9 protein-coding genes are annotated in these 17,732 nt (G+C 43.7%); 3 read left to right on the forward strand and 6 right to left on the reverse strand.

Going from position 1 to position 17,732, the window contains the following annotated elements; genetic code table 11:
* Nucleotides 1-11: 11 nt before the first annotated feature.
* From QT990_RS08660 to QT990_RS08670, 3 genes are all read right to left on the reverse strand, one after another.
* Nucleotides 12-266: an HNH endonuclease gene (locus QT990_RS08660; RefSeq protein ID WP_333374453.1), complete on the reverse strand. Its 255-nt coding sequence runs from the start codon at nt 264-266 to the stop codon at nt 12-14.
* A gap of 80 nt (nt 267-346) precedes the next feature.
* Nucleotides 347-3,280 carry a dynamin family protein gene (locus QT990_RS08665; protein WP_333465137.1) on the reverse strand — a complete coding sequence of 978 codons (2,934 nt, stop codon included), beginning with the start codon at nt 3,278-3,280 and terminating at the stop codon, nt 347-349.
* Nucleotides 3,281-3,584: 304 nt separating this feature from the next.
* Nucleotides 3,585-4,145, reverse strand: a complete 561-nt coding sequence (locus QT990_RS08670; RefSeq protein ID WP_333286246.1) for a Uma2 family endonuclease — start codon at nt 4,143-4,145, stop codon at nt 3,585-3,587.
* A 938-nt stretch (nt 4,146-5,083) separates the two neighbouring features.
* Between QT990_RS08670 and QT990_RS08675 the strand changes: the two genes are divergently transcribed.
* Together QT990_RS08675 and QT990_RS08680 are read left to right on the forward strand one after the other, a co-directional pair.
* Nucleotides 5,084-11,158: an AAA family ATPase gene (locus QT990_RS08675; protein ID WP_333465138.1), complete on the forward strand. Its 6,075-nt coding sequence runs from the start codon at nt 5,084-5,086 to the stop codon at nt 11,156-11,158.
* 9 nt (nt 11,159-11,167) lie between these two features.
* Nucleotides 11,168-12,667, forward strand: coding sequence for a response regulator (locus QT990_RS08680; protein WP_333465139.1), 1,500 nt, complete (start codon nt 11,168-11,170; stop codon nt 12,665-12,667).
* Between the two features lie 454 nt (nt 12,668-13,121).
* Here QT990_RS08680 and QT990_RS08685 read toward each other — a convergent pair whose 3' ends face one another.
* The 3 genes from QT990_RS08685 to QT990_RS08695 form a co-directional block, all read right to left on the reverse strand.
* Nucleotides 13,122-15,362, reverse strand: a complete 2,241-nt coding sequence (locus QT990_RS08685) for a tetratricopeptide repeat protein (RefSeq protein WP_333465140.1) — start codon at nt 15,360-15,362, stop codon at nt 13,122-13,124.
* Nucleotides 15,363-15,575: 213 nt separating this feature from the next.
* The gene (locus QT990_RS08690) at nt 15,576-15,767 is read right to left on the reverse strand and encodes a 6-carboxytetrahydropterin synthase (protein ID WP_333139060.1); all 192 of its coding nucleotides are present in this window, start codon (nt 15,765-15,767) and stop codon (nt 15,576-15,578) included.
* A gap of 163 nt (nt 15,768-15,930) precedes the next feature.
* Nucleotides 15,931-16,215 carry a TRADD-N-associated membrane domain-containing protein gene (locus QT990_RS08695; RefSeq protein WP_333139058.1) on the reverse strand — a complete coding sequence of 95 codons (285 nt, stop codon included), beginning with the start codon at nt 16,213-16,215 and terminating at the stop codon, nt 15,931-15,933.
* 480 nt (nt 16,216-16,695) lie between these two features.
* On the opposite strand from QT990_RS08695, the gene QT990_RS08700 reads away from it, so the two are divergent.
* Nucleotides 16,696-17,583 (forward strand): pentapeptide repeat-containing protein, encoded by an 888-nt coding sequence (locus tag QT990_RS08700; RefSeq protein ID WP_333465141.1) that lies wholly within the window; start codon nt 16,696-16,698, stop codon nt 17,581-17,583.
* Nucleotides 17,584-17,732 lie beyond the last annotated feature (149 nt).

Genomic DNA, 17,732 nt, shown 5'->3' on the forward strand with positions numbered 1-17,732 from the left:
CTTTTTCCTTCTCATTTGCTGAATCTACGCTTGAACCGGGGGTCAATACGGTCTTTTTTTCGTCTATTGCAATCGAAGCAAAGCGTTTGCAGATTGCTGATGTCATTTGAGCCTCCAAGAGCTAAGGGAATGATGTGATCGATCGTAAGATTAGTCTCTTGGTCTGTTCTGCAGCAGCTTTTGCAGCAATTTTCATCGCGCTCAAAAACAAGTTTTCTCACCTTTGGTGGAATTAAAATTCGCGGAGTTTTTCTCGTCAAAGACATTTTTGGTAGAGATTATAAAATCAGACACTTCCAGGCTGGTTATGTGGGGGCATATTGCCAATACGCCCCTGTACAAATGCTTATGGCTTAGGCAGTTTTTTAAGGGCTTTAGGAACACGAGCCTCTGCATCAGCCATCACCTGCTCCATATTTTCCAGGATCTCCCCCTTATAATTTTCCAAAACCTTAGTAGACAAAGAAATCCGACCCTTATCATCATTCAGTGTAACAATCATTACCTTGATTAGCTGAGCTTCCTCAAATAGATCCGGGAGAGATTTAACAAAGGCGTCGCTAACGTTCTTTATGTGGAGCAACCCAACTGTACCATTCAAATCGACGACTACGACATCTGGCGTGACTTTAGTAACTCTCCCCTCCACAAGTTCACCCCTCTCTAATTTTTTGGAACTTTCGGATTGAGCAGCCTGGTAATTAGGTCGCGCTAGCTGATTGGCACTCGCTTCAGGTTCGGGGCTGTCATCTGACTCTACAGGATTTATCTCACTATAACTTTGTGTAGCACTCGAATCATTTTCTGAGTCGAAACTGGAAGCCGATTCTGGTGGGATGTTATTTGAATCAACAGAATTTGTGTTAGTGAGAATTGATGTTACGCTCGAATTATCTTCCGGTATTATACCCAGCTTGTAGTCGTCTAATTTCATAGCCTCTAAGCAGCTATTGATACCTTCAACAGCTTGGTTATAGTCGGAAATCTTTAGCTCCACTTCTCTCAACTTCTGGTTACGCTCGTCGATTTTAGCTTGAGCCTCTTTTTCTATCGCTTGCCGTTTGTTGGCGCGAGCGCGAGCGGATTGCTGCCAAATCAATTGCCGTTTATTTTCAGCCATCGACAACAGATATTTATTCAGCATTTTGATAATTCTTGAACCAAAATTTACTTCTATTGTTTGTTTGAATTTAGCTTGAAAATCAATCTCTAGCAGTTGACGTATAGGTTCTTCTGCTTCTACCATGCGTTTGACATCTCGACTGTTAGATGCTTCTTGCAAAGTTTCCCGGAATTGATAGAGCCAAACGCTATCTTCGTAATCATAAAGATCTGGGCTTTCGATGATATAAAAGACACATTCTGCACTCGCCAATACCTTTACTCCCTCGATAATTTTTATTTGTATATCCTGTATATCTTGGACAATTCCACAATCATCACCTAACAATAAATTACCAAGCTGACGGTGGTATTTTTGCTTACGGACTCGCTTAATCAAGCGTTGGAAAAAGCTAACAATCAAAATTTCTGATTCCTTAACCAGAACATCCTCTAATCCATTGGCAATGTCATAAAAGGCTTGTCCCAAAATGGCTACCAATGGTGCTGTGACATGACGATGATTGCGGCAGGTATTGGCGAAGGCATCTAATATAGAAAAGTTTTTTATCAACTCGGTGAGATTTTCCTGCATATTCTGGCGAAGGTTGTTAAAATCATGCTGAAAATCTTCGCAACTATCCATCACCAATAGTTTAATTTCTTCTTCTATTTGTCGGTAAAATGCTTCGCCCACCTCCCATACTTCTTTCTCGATCTGTACCAAATCTCGTTCTGTCATTTCTGCAATATTTGCAGGTTTCTTTTTCCACTGACGGCGCTCTTCTAAGTAAAATTCACGCAAGTCGTTACAGAGTTCACTAATATCGCTAGCTAGGTTGGCAAATAGTTCGGGTCGCTTTTCTTCGGTTAGATAGCGGGTGATAGCATTACTAAATTCCTGAATACCGCTATCCTGAATTAACTGCTCGATTATACTGGTTTTATAACGATTAATAATCTCCAAATATTGCTCATTTTTAGTTTGAGTTTTACGCCGTACAATATCAGTAAATTTATCAACTGGTAGTTTATCGGAATCACAATAATCAAGGAACTCCAAGACAAATGAAGGGGTTCCTTCAACCCCATCTGAGCCTTTACTGGTTTCGGGTTCAAATATAGTATCTAGTCCCCAGCGATCATCGCTTTCACTTATATTTTTGAGTTGACTAGCCCAGAAACCCAGCAATGCGCTAGTTTCATAAATTCCCCTTCGTGTATTACTGAAATCTTCACTAATCAGATCGTCCAGTTCTTGTTTCAGTTTGGGGTCACGCCAAGTTTTGTCGATGCGGTTAAAGACGTAAAAGACGCGATCGCCAATTCCTGAGTTTTCCCGTATTGCTTCTGTTAGTTTCTGTTCTGCTTGCATTGCCTCCCCTTCTTGATCAGCCTTCATCACACAGATGACAGCAGAGGTGTTAGTATCTTCAACCTTGCGATAGGTTAATTCTGCATCTCTTCGCACTGGAGCATCAATCCCTGGCAAGTCAACTAGGACGTTACCATCCTCTAACAGGGGATAATGGCAGTAGTATTTAATGCGCTTGAGAACAGCACTGTTTTTGCCACGACGAGCATAATCATGTGCCTTCTTGTTGGAAAGATTTAACTCTTCCATCCCATAGGTTTTATTGTTCGATGAGTCGATATATTCGCGGTTCTCCTCAAATCCCTTAAGTAATGCCAGCAGTCCATCTGCTTCGCCTTCCTTCTCGGTTTTGCCAGATCCCTTATGCTCTTGAGTGATTTTTTCACATTGTTCCCTTAACTTTTTAATTGCCCCCTCTTGAGTAATGTCAACTGACTGTAGTTTCAGAGTCTTGCACCTGTCATTTACCTCTTCCTGCACTTCTGAGGTGCTAAGAAAGGTAAGATCAACTCGTTCTTCCTCGGACGACTTGGCATACTCTATGTAGCATTCGATGCCAGTAGCATGACCTGTACTGCTGTAAAGCAAATCTTGCCCTAGCAAAGCATTGATCAGCATCGACTTACCAGCACTGTACGTCCCCGCAAAGACAATCTCGAATCTGGGAGCAATTGCCTTATTACGGCAAGCCTTAATTGCGGCAATATCGTGCTGCCCTTTCAAAGATGGTTCCTTTTCCACCAGCCGCAACAGACGATTTACATCGGCTTCTAAATTTTCACATTGATGTGGTTTTTGGGTCATGTGGAAAAAGCACTCTAATTTTCAGACAATTATCAGAAGAGCCGGACTCCATTAGCAACTCAGGCCCCCCTGGCCTATCTAACCACCAGTTAGTCTCGCCAGGTCAACCGTACTAATCGCGATCGCGCTCACCTTATTTGCCCCTAAGTCAGTATAGCGGAATTTAAGTCTCTTTTTCACCCGATTAAATTTTGTCTGTATCCTGTTTTAATTCGGATACAACTGCGCCGCGATCGCGCCAAGCTTCCGCATTCTCAGGCTTAATGGCGATCGCTCGATCGTAAGCTGCCATTACTTATTGATACTAACCCAATATAAAATCAACGCTCACTTCTAAATCGGGAAAAGCCAGTGGCGCAACTTGTTGACCGCGCCAAAACTTGAGCATTAAACTATAACCGTTCGGGCCTGGCTGACGGTAGACTTCCAAACAATTTTCAACTAAATCTACTAGCCAAACTTCCTGAATGAGCGATCGCGCGTAAATGGATACTTTCACATCTCTGTCATAATCAACCGTACTATCTGAAACCTCCACTAGCAGCAAAACTTCAGACGGTACTGGATGGGCTGTGGCGTAGTAATCAGCGCGAGGTTGCAGCAATACAACATCCGGTTGAGGTTCAGTGCGCTCCGTCAACTGGATAGGGTCTTGGGCACCTATAATCGCACGTCTTCTCTCCAAATCCGAGAACACAGCGATCAGACGCTTAACGGAACTTGCGTGACGAGTACCAATTGCAGCCATTTTAACAATCTCTCCTTCTATAAGTTCTACCCGATCGCCCTCGGAGAGAATACCAGCCTCAGTCATCAAATGATATTCTTTTACTGTAAATAACCGTTTTTGAAGCTGAACAGACATATAACTATTCTCCTTGTTTGCAGCTTACCTAAATTTACCATAAAAAAACCGCCCCAAACAGATGATCTACTTCCTTGTAGCTACTGAATCCTGCTGGTTCTGGCAATTACTTCTCTAATTTCTCTACAGTTTCACGATTATTCTTGGTCTTCCCGATCCGGGTTTTTGGGATAATAATTATTCCATTCCCCCTGGACGATAGCTAAACAATCATCTTTCATTGCAGGCTAGGTACGATGTTTCCCGACGCGCACAGAAGAAGACGATACAGTTTGTACCGTTTGGGTTTTGGGCAAATACAGAGATTGCTGTTGTTCTTGTCCGTGAGCATCTTTAACTCTGAGCGAGAAGAGCTTTCAGTTCTGCTTCTGTTTCCCCCATTTGAATCTTGACAACTCCTGACATTTTCGCTCTTTATATTTGGGTAGTAACTCACACAAAAGACATCTACTAACTGTAGCACTCTTTTAGAAAATTGGTATAATTCCTGAAACTCATTTGAAGCTTCGTGAATTTATTTTTTTATTTTTATTAAAATTGTTAAATTTTCTTTAGTGATTGATACAAAAATATAATTAAATGATATTGTTTTGAGCGCAATCCGATGGAGCCAATGAGAGTAAAAGCCAATAAATAAATAAATAAATTACACTTTATTAACTTTTAATATGTTTTAAGATTTTTAGGGCATCCTAGATAGATCAGCATAGTTCGCTAAAAGCAAGCATAGCCTTTCTAAGATAGTGAACTTTTGGCTGTAGAAAAGCCCTTCTGACTCGCTGCCCTTGGCTCGTCTACGCTTTGTAGAAAAGTCCCGGCAAAAACTGGGCTAACTTTTGTTGAGTAAATTGCTATGTTACAATCAGCTCTAACAATAATTAAGTTTTAAAACCGGCCTGAACCTCACGCTCAATTCCCTTGCGATCGCTAGAATAACAATGACTCTCAACTTAGCTGGCTATCAATTCGTTGAAACCCTCCACAGCGGGATAAGAACTTCAGTCGATCGCGCTCGCAAGGATTCGGACTTGTCCAGCGCGATCGTCAAAACGCTAAAGGCTGAGTATCCCACTCTTTCTGACATCACCCGGTTGCGGCACGAATATCAAATTCTGCACAGCTTGAACGTAGAAGCGATCGTCAAAGCCATTAGTTTAGAAAGCTATAAAAACGGTTTAGCACTAATATTAGAAGATTCAGGCTCCGAGTCTCTCAACGATTGGATGAAGCGTAAAAAACTCACAATCATTCAATTTCTTTCTTTGGGTCTCCAGCTTGTCTCTGCCTTAGCAGAAATCCATAAACATAACATTATTCATAAAGATGTAAAACCACAAAATATTATCATCAACCCAGCCACTGAAAAAGTTCAAATTATTGATTTCAGCATCGCTTCGCGCCTGGAGCGAGAAAATTCGACCCTCAGCCATCCAGATTTGCTCGAAGGCACACTCGCCTATATGTCGCCAGAACAAACTGGTCGGATGAACCGGTCTATTGACTACCGCACTGATTTTTATTCACTAGGCGTTACCTTCTATGAAATGCTCACAGGCGAGTTGCCCTTTAATTCCACAGACCCGCTGGAATTGGTACACAGCCATATTGCCAAAACTCCCATTCCCCCTCACCAGCTAAATCCTGAAATCCCACCACAAATTTCAGCGATTGCGATGAAGTTATTAGCTAAAAATGCTGAAGACCGCTACCAAAGCACTGAGGGACTAAAATTTGACTTAGAAACTTGCTTGGTAAAACTACAGGCTAGCGGATATATTTCCAACTTTGTTGTTGGAAGTGCAGATAAAGCAGGGCAATTAAATATACCGCAAAAGCTCTACGGTCGCGACCAAGAAATTGAAAAAATTCTAGAAACTTTCGATCGCGTTGCCAGTGGTTCCACCGAATTAATGCTGGTTTCCGGTTATTCCGGGATAGGCAAAACAGTTTTGGTCAATGAAGTTCACAAACCCATTGTGCGGCAACGAGGCTATTTTATTGCGGGGAAATTTGACCAGTTCAAGCGCAATATTCCTTATACTTCCCTGATTCAAGCATTCCAATCCTTAACTCAGCAACTTCTAACCGAAGGCGAAGTAGAAATCCAAACTTGGAAAGAAAAACTGTTATCCGCTTTAGGCGATAACGGACAAGTCATCATTGATGTTATCCCTCAAATCGAATTAATTATTGGCAAACAGCCACCCGTACCTGAGCTAGGGGCAACTGAAGCTCAAAACCGTTTCAGTCGCGTCTTTAAACAATTCATTGGCGTATTTACGACTATTGACCATCCCTTAGTTATCTTCCTCGATGACTTGCAGTGGGCGGATTCGGCATCGTTGAAATTAATTGAATTGCTAATAACTGATTCTGATAGCGAGTATTTATTGGTGATTGGGGCATATCGAGATAACGAAGTTTATCCAACTCATCCGACGATGCAAACGATTGACAAGATTCGCCAAACTGGTGCGACGGTGAATAATATTGTCCTTCAACCATTACACCTGGTTCATGTCGAAGAATTAATTGCGGATACTTTAAATGAATCTGGCGGTTCGGAATCCCTGTCTGTAAAGACCCGAAATTTCGCGTCTCTACTTTTTAATAAAACGCAGGGCAATCCTTTCTTCTTAAGTCAACTCCTCAAAACTCTCTATCAAGAAGATTTGTTGACTTATAACTTCACCCCCCTAACCCCCCCTTACCAAGGGGGGACAAAGGGGGGTTGGCAATGGAATATCGAGCAAATTCAAGCGATCGGCATCACCGATTACAATGTTGTAGAACTGATTGCTAGAAACATACGCAAATTACCAGAGTATACACAAAAAGTATTAAAATTTGCTGCTTGTATTGGCAACACTTTTAACTTAGAAGTTTTGGCGATTGTCAATCAGGAATTATCCTTAGTCACGGCGGCGCAATTGTGGGAAGCACTTCAAGCTGGCTTGATTTTACCTTTGAGCAATGAATACAAAATTCCCCTCGTATTTAGTCAGGAAGAATCGGGCGGTTTTACCTTAACTGATGTGAAGGTTGACTACAAGTTTTTACATGACCGAGTGCAGCAAGCAGCCTATTCTTTGATTCCAGATGAGCAGAAAAAAGAAACTCACTTAAAAATCGGTCAACTGCTGCTGCAAAGTACAACACCAGAAGACCGAAAAGAAAATATTTTCGCTTTAGTTAACCAACTCAATTATGGTACTGACTTACTTACCACTGAATCCCAAAAATATGAACTAGCCCAATTGAATCTGATTGCAGGTCAGAAAGCCAAAGCTGCTACAGCCCACGATTCCGCCGTCAAATATTTGCAAGTGGGTTTATCTCTGTTAGCGGTAGATAGCTGGGAGAATCGGTATGAACTGACATTAAGGCTGCATGAGGAAGCAGCAGAATCAGCATATTTGAGTGGTGATTTTGACGGAATGCAGAGATTCGTTGAGATAGTACAAAACTGCGCCAAAACGCTGCTGGACAAAGTGAAAGTGTACGAAGTCCAGATGCAGGCTTACATAGGGCAGAACAGGCTGCTAGAAGCGGTTAATACAGCGCTACAAGTTTTAAAGCTATTAGGGGTCGAGTTTCCCTCTGAGCCGAAACCGTCCGATATTGGGCAGGCACTAGGCGAAACTGCGGCAATGTTGAGTGGAACGCGAATTGAGGATTTAATTGACCTGCCTCGAATGAGCGATCGCTATAAACTAGCAGCCATCAAACTTTTATCAAGTATCTTTGCTCCTGCATATATTGCTGCTCCTACACTGTTGCCGTTGACTGTGTGCAAACAAGTAGATTTATCCGTCCAATATGGTAATGCTTCTGTTTCTCCCATTGCTTATGCCAATTATGGTCTTCTGCTTTGCGGGGTTGTGGGAGATATTGATTCGGGTTATCAGTTTGGTCAATTAGCTTTAAGTCTGCTGTCAAAGTTAAATGCTCAAGAAATCAAAGCCAAAACAGTCGTCATAGTAAATATATTTATCCGACCTTGGAAAGAGCATCTGAGACAAACATTAGAGCCTTTGCTATCAGCTTACTCTAGCGGATTGGAAATGGGAGATTTAGAATTTGGTGCTTTTGGTCTATTGGTGTACTCTTATTTCTCTTACTATACCGGCCAAGAACTGACTTCCCTTGAAAGAGAAATGGCCATCAACAGAAATGCTATTCATAAAATTAAGCAGAAAACAGCGCTTTATTATCACGAAATTTATTGGCAGGCTACCTTAAATCTGCTCGGAAAAAGTGAAAACACCTGCCGTCTCCAGGGTGAAGCCTGCGATGAGGAGATAAGATTGCCCCTGCACCAGCAAGCAAACGACAAAGCGGCAGTTGCCTACATATATTTAAATAAAATTATACTTTGTTATTTATTTGAAAATTACTCAGAAGCGATTGAAAATACAGAGAGAGAAGAGAACTATTTGGACGCAGTAGTCGCAACACCTCATCTTCCTCTATTCCATTTTTACGATTCTTTAGTACGGTTAGCGGTGTATGCCCCTAGCTCCGCGCCTGGGCAACATAAAATTTGCGATCGCGTACAAAGTAATCAAGAAAAAATGCAAAACTGGGCGGATTATGCCCCAATGAATCATCTGCATAAATTCTATTTGGTCGAGGCAGAAAAGCATCGGGTTTTAGGCGAAAAAGTAGAAGCAATGGAGATGTACGACAAAGCGATCGCTCTGGCTAAAGAAAACGAGTACATCAACGAAGAAGCACTAGCTCACGAACTCGCTGCTAAATTCTATTTTTCCTGGGGTAAAGAAAAGATTGCCAGAACTTACATGACCGATGCTTATTATGCCTATATGCGCTGGGGAGCTTTAGCTAAAGTTAAACATCTCGAAGAAAAATACCCGCAATTAATAGCGCGATCGCCTGCAGTCACCGAAACCGCTTTCAACCCTACGATGACAATTCCTCCTTTGACCATTACAGGCGGTCAAACAGAGTTGCTAGACTTGGCAACTGTAATGAAAGCATCTAGTGCCATTTCTAGCGAAATTGTTCTACCTAACTTGCTCACCAAGTTAATGAAAATTTTGATAGAAAACGCAGGCGCTGAAACTGGATCGCTTATTCTCTCAAAAGAGGGTCAACTTGTTATAGAAGCGGCGGGGACTAACGATCAAGTCCGAGTGCTAGAATCTTTACCAGTATCAACTTCTGGGCAAGTGCCTATCTCGGTACTTAATTACGTCACCAGAACTCAGAAAGATGTCGTTTTAAATGATTCGGGCCGCGAGGAAATCTTTAACGCCGACCCCTACATTGCCCAACACAAACCAAAATCTATTTTGTGTGCGCCTATCCTATCTCAAGGTAAGTTAAGTGCCATCCTGTACCTAGAAAACAACGTGATTGCTGGCGCTTTCACGCCGAAGCGGGTAGAAGTGTTGCGGATGCTATCGGGACAAGTTGCGATCGCCTTAGAAAATGCCAACCTCTATCACACTTTAGAAGTCAAAGTAGAAGAGCGAACCGAGGAATTAAAAGCCAAAAATACGCGCCTAGAAGTAGAAATTCAAGAGAGACAGCGAGCCGAACAAGCGGCCGAAGCCGCAAACCGCGCCAAAAGCCAATTTCTCGCCAACATGAGCCACGAACTTCGCACACCGCTCAATGGCATTTTAGGTTATACCCAAATCCTCAAACGAGACACAGGTTTAACCAGTCAACAAAATTCTGGTATTAACATCATTCATCAGTGTGGCGAACATCTCCTAACTCTGATCAATGACGTTCTAGACCTCTCCAAAATCGAAGCCGGAAAAATGGAACTCTACCTCACCGAGTTTCACCTGTCAGACTTTCTCCAAGGCATTACTGAAATCTGCCAGATTCGCGCCCAACAGAAGGGAATCTCTTTGATTTACGAACCGCTAACTCGACTTCCCACTTGCGTCCAAGCCGATGAAAAAAGATTGCGGCAAATTCTCATCAACTTACTCGGTAATGCCATAAAGTTCACCGAAAAAGGAGGCGTTAGTTTTAAAGTAGACAGAGTGAAGACTCAGCAATCTTTGTCATCACCAATCCCCAATCCCCAATCCCCAACAGCGAAATTTATTTTCCAAGTAGAAGATACAGGCATTGGCATCGGGCCGGACGAACTCTCAAAAATATTTTTGCCCTTCGAGCAAGCCAGCGGTTCAGATCGCCAGATAGAGGGAACAGGATTAGGGCTGCCAATTAGTCGCCAATTAGTGGAGATGATGGGCGGCGAACTGAAAGTACAAAGCTCTTTAGGCAAAGGCAGTATTTTCTGGTTTGAGTTAGAGTTGCCTATTACCGAAAGCTGGGGAGGGTATCAAAAAGAACCTGAAAAAATTATCAGGGGTTACTCAGGCGATCGGCGGAAAATTTTAGTCGTGGACGATCGCTGGCAAAATCGCTCTGTCCTAGTTAATCTTTTAGCTCCCATTGGGTTTGAATTAATGGAGGCAACGGACGGTCAAGACTGCGTGAATAAAGCGCTGTTATTTCAACCGCACTGTATTATAATTGACTTAGTAATGCCAGTCATGGACGGCTTTGAAGCGGTGAGGCGGATCAGAAAAATCTCTGCCTTGAAGGATGTAATCGCGATCGGAACTTCTGCTAGCATTTTATCTGGCGATCCCCAAAGCATTTTCCAGGCTGGTTGCAACGCTTTTCTCCTCAAACCTATTCGGGCAGAAAAGTTATTAGAATGCTTGGGAAACCATTTAGGTTTAGAATGGATTTATGAGGAGCGAACAACTTTCAGTTCAGAAGGTATCTTCACCGATCCCCCTTCCCAAATCCAAGACCAACCACTGATTGCTCCCCCTTCGGAAGAAGTTGCAGTCCTGTTCGATTTAGCCATGAAAGGTGAACTCCTCAGTATTGAGCAGCGAGCCAGCAAGCTGAAGGCAATAGATATCCGTTATGCACCTTTTGCCAATCAGTTGCTTGAATTAAGCAAAAACTTTGAAGAAGACAAATTAGTAGAATTTGTTCAACAGTTTAGATGAGGAATAAAAATGACTAGGGAATCTTTAGACAGAGGCACCATTTTAATTGTGGATGATACGCCCACTAATCTGGGTTCAGTATTGGATTTTTTGACCGCATCTGGCTTTACTGTTTGGGTAGCTCGCAGTGGGTCGAGCGCTCTCAAAAAAGTGCAATATTGCCAGCCGGATTTAATTTTGTTGGATGTGCTGATGCCAGAAATGGACGGATTTAAAACCTGTCAAAATCTGAAAGCGAATGACTTAACTAAAGATATCCCAGTCATTTTTATGACCGCGCTGGACGATACAGAAAGCAAAGTCCAAGGCTTTAATGTGGGGGGAGTTGATTATATCACTAAGCCCCTTCAACACGAAGAAGTTTTAGCTCGCGCTATCACGCACCTGAATCTGCGAAATCTAACTAAAAAGCTTCAGGCGCAAATTGTCGAGCGCGAGCGAGCGCAAGCCGACCTACAAGTTTTGGCACAAGAGCTAGAGACGCGAGTAGAACAGCGCACCGCTGAACTTTCCCAAACGAATGAACGCCTCAAGCAGGAGGCTGCTGAACGCAAGCTTGCAGAAGCAGCTTTGCAAGCATCGGAAGCGCGAGAGCGGCACAAAGCCCTACAGCTCGAAAATTCCCTGCACGAACTCAAGCACGTGCAAAGCCAGCTCATTCAGAGCGAAAAAATGTCCGGGCTAGGCCAACTCGTGGCTGGCGTAGCTCATGAAATCAATAATCCAATTAATTTTATTTATGGAAATCTTTCCTATGCTCTGGAATATTCAAAAGCTTTGGTCACTATCCTTGACCTCTACGAAAAGCACTATCCTAATCCGGCTCCAGATATACAAGCAGAAATCGCAGCCAGCGAGCTAGATTATCTCAAAGACGACTTGCCTAAATTGTTCAAATCGATGTACTTAGGAGCCGATCGCATCCGCGAAATCGTTTTATCTTTGCGCCTCTTCGCACGGCAAGAAGGATATGAAATGAGATCGGTCAACCTTCACGAAGGCATGGACAGCACGCTGATGATTTTACAGAGCCGGCTAAAATTTAACTCAGACCGCCCCTCGATTGAAGTGGTGCGGGACTATTGCCCAAACCTGCCCGAAGTGGACTGTTATGGGGGAGAAATGAATCAGGTATTTATGAATATACTTGCCAATGCGATCGATGCTATTGACGAGTGGAACACGCAGAGATCGCTAGAAGAAATTAAAGCGAATCCTAGCGTGATTCGGATTAGCACAGAAGTAACAAGCAGCAATTGCGTAGCTGTCCGAATTGTGGACAATGGGCCAGGGATCTCGGAAGAGGTTCGTCGCCACGTATTTAACCCGTTTTTTACGACAAAACCCCCCGGTAAGGGCACAGGGATTGGGTTGTCGATTAGCTGGCAAATTGTAGTGGAAAAACACCGGGGAAGCTTGGGGTGTATTTCTGCACCAGGCGGGGGAACAGAGTTTACTATTGAGATTCCGCTTCAGCAGGAGTCTCCTGTCTTGTCGCTGTCAGCTTGATATAATGTCGGGTATCTTCATCTATCATTGTGCGCTGTGATATCATTTCCGGTAACACCGGAATGATGTTGACGGTTCACTGTTCACTGTTCACTGTTCACTGTTCACTGTTCACTGTTGACGGTTGACGGTTCACGGTTGACGGTTGACTGTTCACTGTTCACTGTTCACTGTTGACGGTGAACAGTGAACTGGAATTTACTATTCCGATGCTAACAGATTTGATATGATGCGCCATCGCGGGGTTTGTGCGATTGCCCATCACAGCGCACAATTACCAACAAGAAAATTCGGGTGTCCACGTAGCGGTGTAGGCTACAGCTAATATCATTTCCGGTAACACTCATACATGATGTTGACTGTTGACGGTTGACTGTTCACTCTCAACAGTCAACCGTCAACCGTCAACAGTGAACTAGAATTTACTATTCCGATGCTAACGGATTTGATATAACTAACTGTCCGAAGATTCATCGGATTGTGGCTGTTTCTGAGTATCTTTTTCCCCGGCAATAAATCCTTCTGTATCCTGCTTTAATTCTGATACAAGTGCGCCTCGATCGCGCCAAGCTTCCGCATTGTCTGGTTTGATGGCAATAGCTCGATCGTAAGCTGCCATTGCTTCCTCATACCGCTTTAATTCTGACAAAGCTGTACCCAAGTGGTGCCAAGCATCGTAGGAGTCGGGCTTAATAGCAATCGCTTTCTCATAAGCTGCGATCGCTTCTTCATTGCGCTGCAATTTTGCTAAAGATTCCCCTTTGGCAAACCAAGCTTCGTAACACTCCGAATTAAGAGTAATTGCGGATTCGTAAGAGGCAATTGCTGCTTCGTGCTGCGATAGTTTCTCGAAAGCTACGCCTCGGTTGTGCCACACTTCAAAATCCTGCGGTTTAAGGGCTATTGCTTTGTCGTAGGATTCGATCGATTCTTGATATCGCTGCAATTTTCCGAGCACCGCAGCTCTATTGTACCAAACTTCGTATTTATCGGGCCGGATGCCGATCGCCCGATCGTAAGAATCAATAGCATCACTGTAGCGGAGCAGTCTCCACAGCATATTGCCTCGATTGTACCAAGTTTCGTATCTGTTGGGATTGAGCTCAATAGCGCGATCGTAAGAATCAACTGCTGCTGCGTACTGCTGTATTTTGCCCAGCATCGCGCCTCGGTTGTGCCAAAGTTCGCTGTCGGTTGCTTTGATAGCCAGGGCGCGATCGTAACTGGCGATCGCTTCTTCGTAATGCTGCAATTGACCCAACAAAGCCGCTATACTGTGCCAACACCCGTATTTTCGGGATTCGCTCGAACTTGCTCGCTCGTAACAGGCGATCGCCTCTTCGTACTTCTGCAATTTGCCCAGCAAACTCGCTTTATTATACCATGCTTCGTAGTTATCCGGTTTAATTAATATTGCTTGGTCGTAACAGGCGAGTGCTTCTTCCATACGCTGCAATTTTACTAACACATTTCCGCGCCAATACCAAGCCTCATTCAAAAATTTATTCGCTAAAACAGCTTTTTCCAAACAGACTAATGCTTCATCATAATTGCCTTGAAAATAAAGCCCTTCGGCTTGCTTGATATAATCGTCAGCAATCAATTTTTCGTCGTTAGCAGGTGCAGTTTGCGATTTTTGGGAATTGTTTAAGGCCGGTTGAGGTGCGATTTTGAGAGCTTCTTTGGCAACAACTGCGGGAACTTGGGAAATCTCTTGAACAATTTGATATTTTTTCTCGTCAACTTCTTTCCGCAAAACTTGCAGGTGCATGATAAATTGAGATTTGAGAGTCTCAATTTGCTCGACAGAAGATTTGGAAACTTCAGTTTCTCTAGTTAAAAAATCAAGGGATTGTTTAGCTGCACCCATTTGCGCTTCTAATTCATCCTTTAACTTTTGAGTCAGTTGGCTAGAATTTCTGAGTTCGGATTCCAATACACCAATGCCCTGCAATCGTTTATTGGCATCAGCCACCAACTGTTTGATTATCAGCCGTCGCATCATCCAAAAAAATGCAATTGTCACAGGTGGAAATACAGTACCAAGAATTAGCAAAATATTGAGCAGAGTTATGGTACTATTAAAACCATATCCAGATTCCGCACTGCCACTAGACGGGGAGATAAAAGCTAAAACCTCGCGAACTTGAGGATTGCTTTCAGCCCCGGTTTCGATTAATTTAGCCAGCCAGGTTTCTTGTAAAGATTTTGTTAGTTCATCGCCGGATGCAGCAGGAGTATTCGCCTTGGTTTTGGCACTAGCAGATACATCGGGTTGAGCGGCCGCTACCAGTAAACCTGTCGGCGATTTTACAGCAATTCGCGGGGAAAATTGTTCGTGGGCGATCGTCTCAGGCTCGCTAATTGACTCAGCCCGACGGGATACGGTAATATTTGGGGAAAATTGTTCGTGGGCGATCGTCTCAGGCTCGCTAATTGACTCAGCCGGACGCGATTCAGTATTATTTACGGCATCAACAAAGTTGCTAGCTTGCGGTGTCTCAGGAGAAATAGGAGGTGCAGCAGGATTGGCGCTAGTATTAGCAGTTAAATTGTGGGATGCGAGGGCAGCCAGAGTCAGGAGAGCTAGATTAGAGACGCGCATAAACGTCAACTCATTTAGGAGAAATTGGTGCTTGGTTGTCAGCGATCGGGCGATCGACCTCATACTCTCAGCAGTTAGAATAGCTGACATGAGGAATGCTGACTTACTATCTCCAAAATACGCGCGCAGCCTGACTTTTCAGGAAAAGTGCCAATAATTCTGGCTGTGGAACTTTTGTGCAAAAATATATTCTCGCGCCTAATCCGGTTGAATAACCCTCGAAATCATCGGGGCGGGTTTACCAATCTGCACAATTAGCCCAATATCCGGGTGAACCCGCCCCAACAGACCCAATTTTTAGCTTTAAACCCTAGCTACAATTGCTTCTGGCTGCTGACGTTCAGCCATCACTTCCTCTAAATCAGCGCCGAAAATTTCACAGCTATTATTCGGACTTTCAATCAGCTTAATCTTGTGCAACTCTGCGCCCAATTCCCGAACGGGCGATCGCAACAATTGCCCGATCCGAACTGCAATATTCTCCGCAGTCGGCACAACCTTCTCAAAAGAGGAAATCTCCTTATTTAAAAAAGTGCGATCGAGGGTATTTTTCTCTGAATAAGCGCGTTTTGTAGGGGCAATCCCGCCGTGGTTGCCCCGATCGATCCTGATGATTGTTGCCTCAGTCGTATTGCTTTAATTATCTGCCATCGACCCGCTATCGATCGTCGTTGAGATCCTCCGCAACCTTATCAAGTCTGTCATTGGCCTCTTTGGACAGCTTGAGACAATAAGCAGTCGATGCCAGACCTCCTGTTGCCGTGATAGTGCCCTCTGAGGCTTTGCCCAGAAGTACAAGCCCAACTCCCGCAAAACTGATGAGGACACAGGCTGCGGTCGTTACAAGGGCCAAGTTAAAACTATGGTGGGCTTGGCGCAATCGTTCTTTGGCAATAATCATTTCTATTGTGGAGTCAGAGTGGGTGATTGGCTGGTTATTCATGGGTTTCGTTGAGCCTAAACTTTATACTTCTAGTGTGAAGCAAAATGCTTGAAACCCTGACTACACAATGATTTACTTGTCGCTCTCTTGTGATTGCTCTATGATTGTCCTATGCTCTAGTTTCGCTTTTGTCAGCGATCGTGTCAAAAGACTCTCCACATTATGACTGACCTAAGCATCAGAAAAAAGAAGAAGATAACTATCACCGCATCTTCAGAAGGTGTAAAGATAGCAATAAACGCTCTGATCAGGCTAGGATTTGAGTCAAAAAGTAGCTTTGCCAAATCTCAGCTTTTAGGCCGCAGTACAGTTACCAAGTTTTTTCAGTGCCAGCCCCTTCAGCTTGATTCCTTTCAAAGGATATGTCAAAAACTGAAATTAGATTGGAGGGAAATAGCGGAACTATCAGAAGAAGATCCATCTCAAATACCAGTAATAACTGATTGCATAAACCCTGATATTAATGAAGGAGGGGAGACCATGCTAACACCAACCTTTGACCTTCAAGTGACTGTAATAGATAAAAAAAATCATACAATTAAAGCTGAAATTAAATTGATAGGTGATATAAATTCCTTTGGAAATTCAAGTTGGGTTGAATTTATTTTACGAAAATATGCAGGAGACACTATAAAAATTACTGATATTAAAGAGGGCAGCATCCGATTAACTGTAGAGGGTGCTCAAGAGGATATCGATCGGCTTGTATCTCTCATCAAATCAGGAGAATTAAAGGAAGTAAGCGGTTTTCCTGTTGCAGATGTTCAAATTTTGAGTGAAAGCTCAGAGGATGACGAAAGTAACGAACTCAATAATAAGTGGCATCTAGTACGAGAGATTGTTACTCAGGGAATTAGAGATCGAAACTTTAGTGGGGTTGACTTAAGTGATGCCGACCTGAGTCGTGCCAACCTGAATTTTGCCAAACTGAGTGGTGCTGACCTCAGCGGTGCTGACCTGAGAAGTGCCACCCTGAGAGGTGCCGACCTCAGTGGTACCGACCTCAGTGGTGCCGACCTCAGTGGTGCCGACCTCAGTGATGCCGACCTCAGTGGTGCCGACCTCAGAGTTGCCGACCTCAGTGGTGCCGACCTCAGTGGTGCCAACCTCAGTGGTGCCGACCTCAGAAGTCCCGACCTCAGTGGTGCCAACCTCAGTGGTGCCAACCTCAGTGGTGCCAACCTCAGTGGTGCCGACCTGATTGATGCCGACCTCAGTGATGCCAACCTGAGTAAGACTAAGGTTGAGAAAGCCCGATTCAGCTCGAACTCAGGCATTTCTGAATCGATGAAGCAAGACCTGATTAAACAAGGCGCAATCTTTGAGGATTCTCCAGGCGATCGCTCTGAAGTTCTCACAAAAGTATAAGGGTCTGGAAGAAGCTAAAAATGAGCCAACTTCTCAAGGAAAATATGATTAATTGTAGTTTTCTTTCAGAGGACTTTAGCTATGAGACAGGGGTTTTCAACCCCTGTCGGACTGTCGGACTGCCGGACTCTCGGATATACAGAGAAGAC

The organism is Microcoleus sp. T3_B1, from assembly GCF_036700445.1.
Classification (GTDB): domain Bacteria; phylum Cyanobacteriota; class Cyanobacteriia; order Cyanobacteriales; family Microcoleaceae; genus Microcoleus.

Excerpts from the sequence above, each read along its gene's own strand:
- QT990_RS08685 (WP_333465140.1), bottom strand. The coding sequence starts at position 15,362 with ATGTCAGCTATTCTAACTGCTGAGAGTATGAGGTCGATCGCCCGATCG.
- QT990_RS08675 (WP_333465138.1), top strand. The coding sequence starts at position 5,084 with ATGACTCTCAACTTAGCTGGCTATCAATTCGTTGAAACCCTCCACAGC.
- QT990_RS08700 (WP_333465141.1), top strand. The coding sequence starts at position 16,696 with ATGCTAACACCAACCTTTGACCTTCAAGTGACTGTAATAGATAAAAAA.
- QT990_RS08680 (WP_333465139.1), top strand. The coding sequence starts at position 11,168 with ATGACTAGGGAATCTTTAGACAGAGGCACCATTTTAATTGTGGATGAT.
- QT990_RS08660 (WP_333374453.1), bottom strand. The coding sequence starts at position 266 with ATGTCTTTGACGAGAAAAACTCCGCGAATTTTAATTCCACCAAAGGTG.
- QT990_RS08695 (WP_333139058.1), bottom strand. The coding sequence starts at position 16,215 with ATGAATAACCAGCCAATCACCCACTCTGACTCCACAATAGAAATGATT.
- QT990_RS08670 (WP_333286246.1), bottom strand. The coding sequence starts at position 4,145 with ATGTCTGTTCAGCTTCAAAAACGGTTATTTACAGTAAAAGAATATCAT.
- QT990_RS08665 (WP_333465137.1), bottom strand. The coding sequence starts at position 3,280 with ATGACCCAAAAACCACATCAATGTGAAAATTTAGAAGCCGATGTAAAT.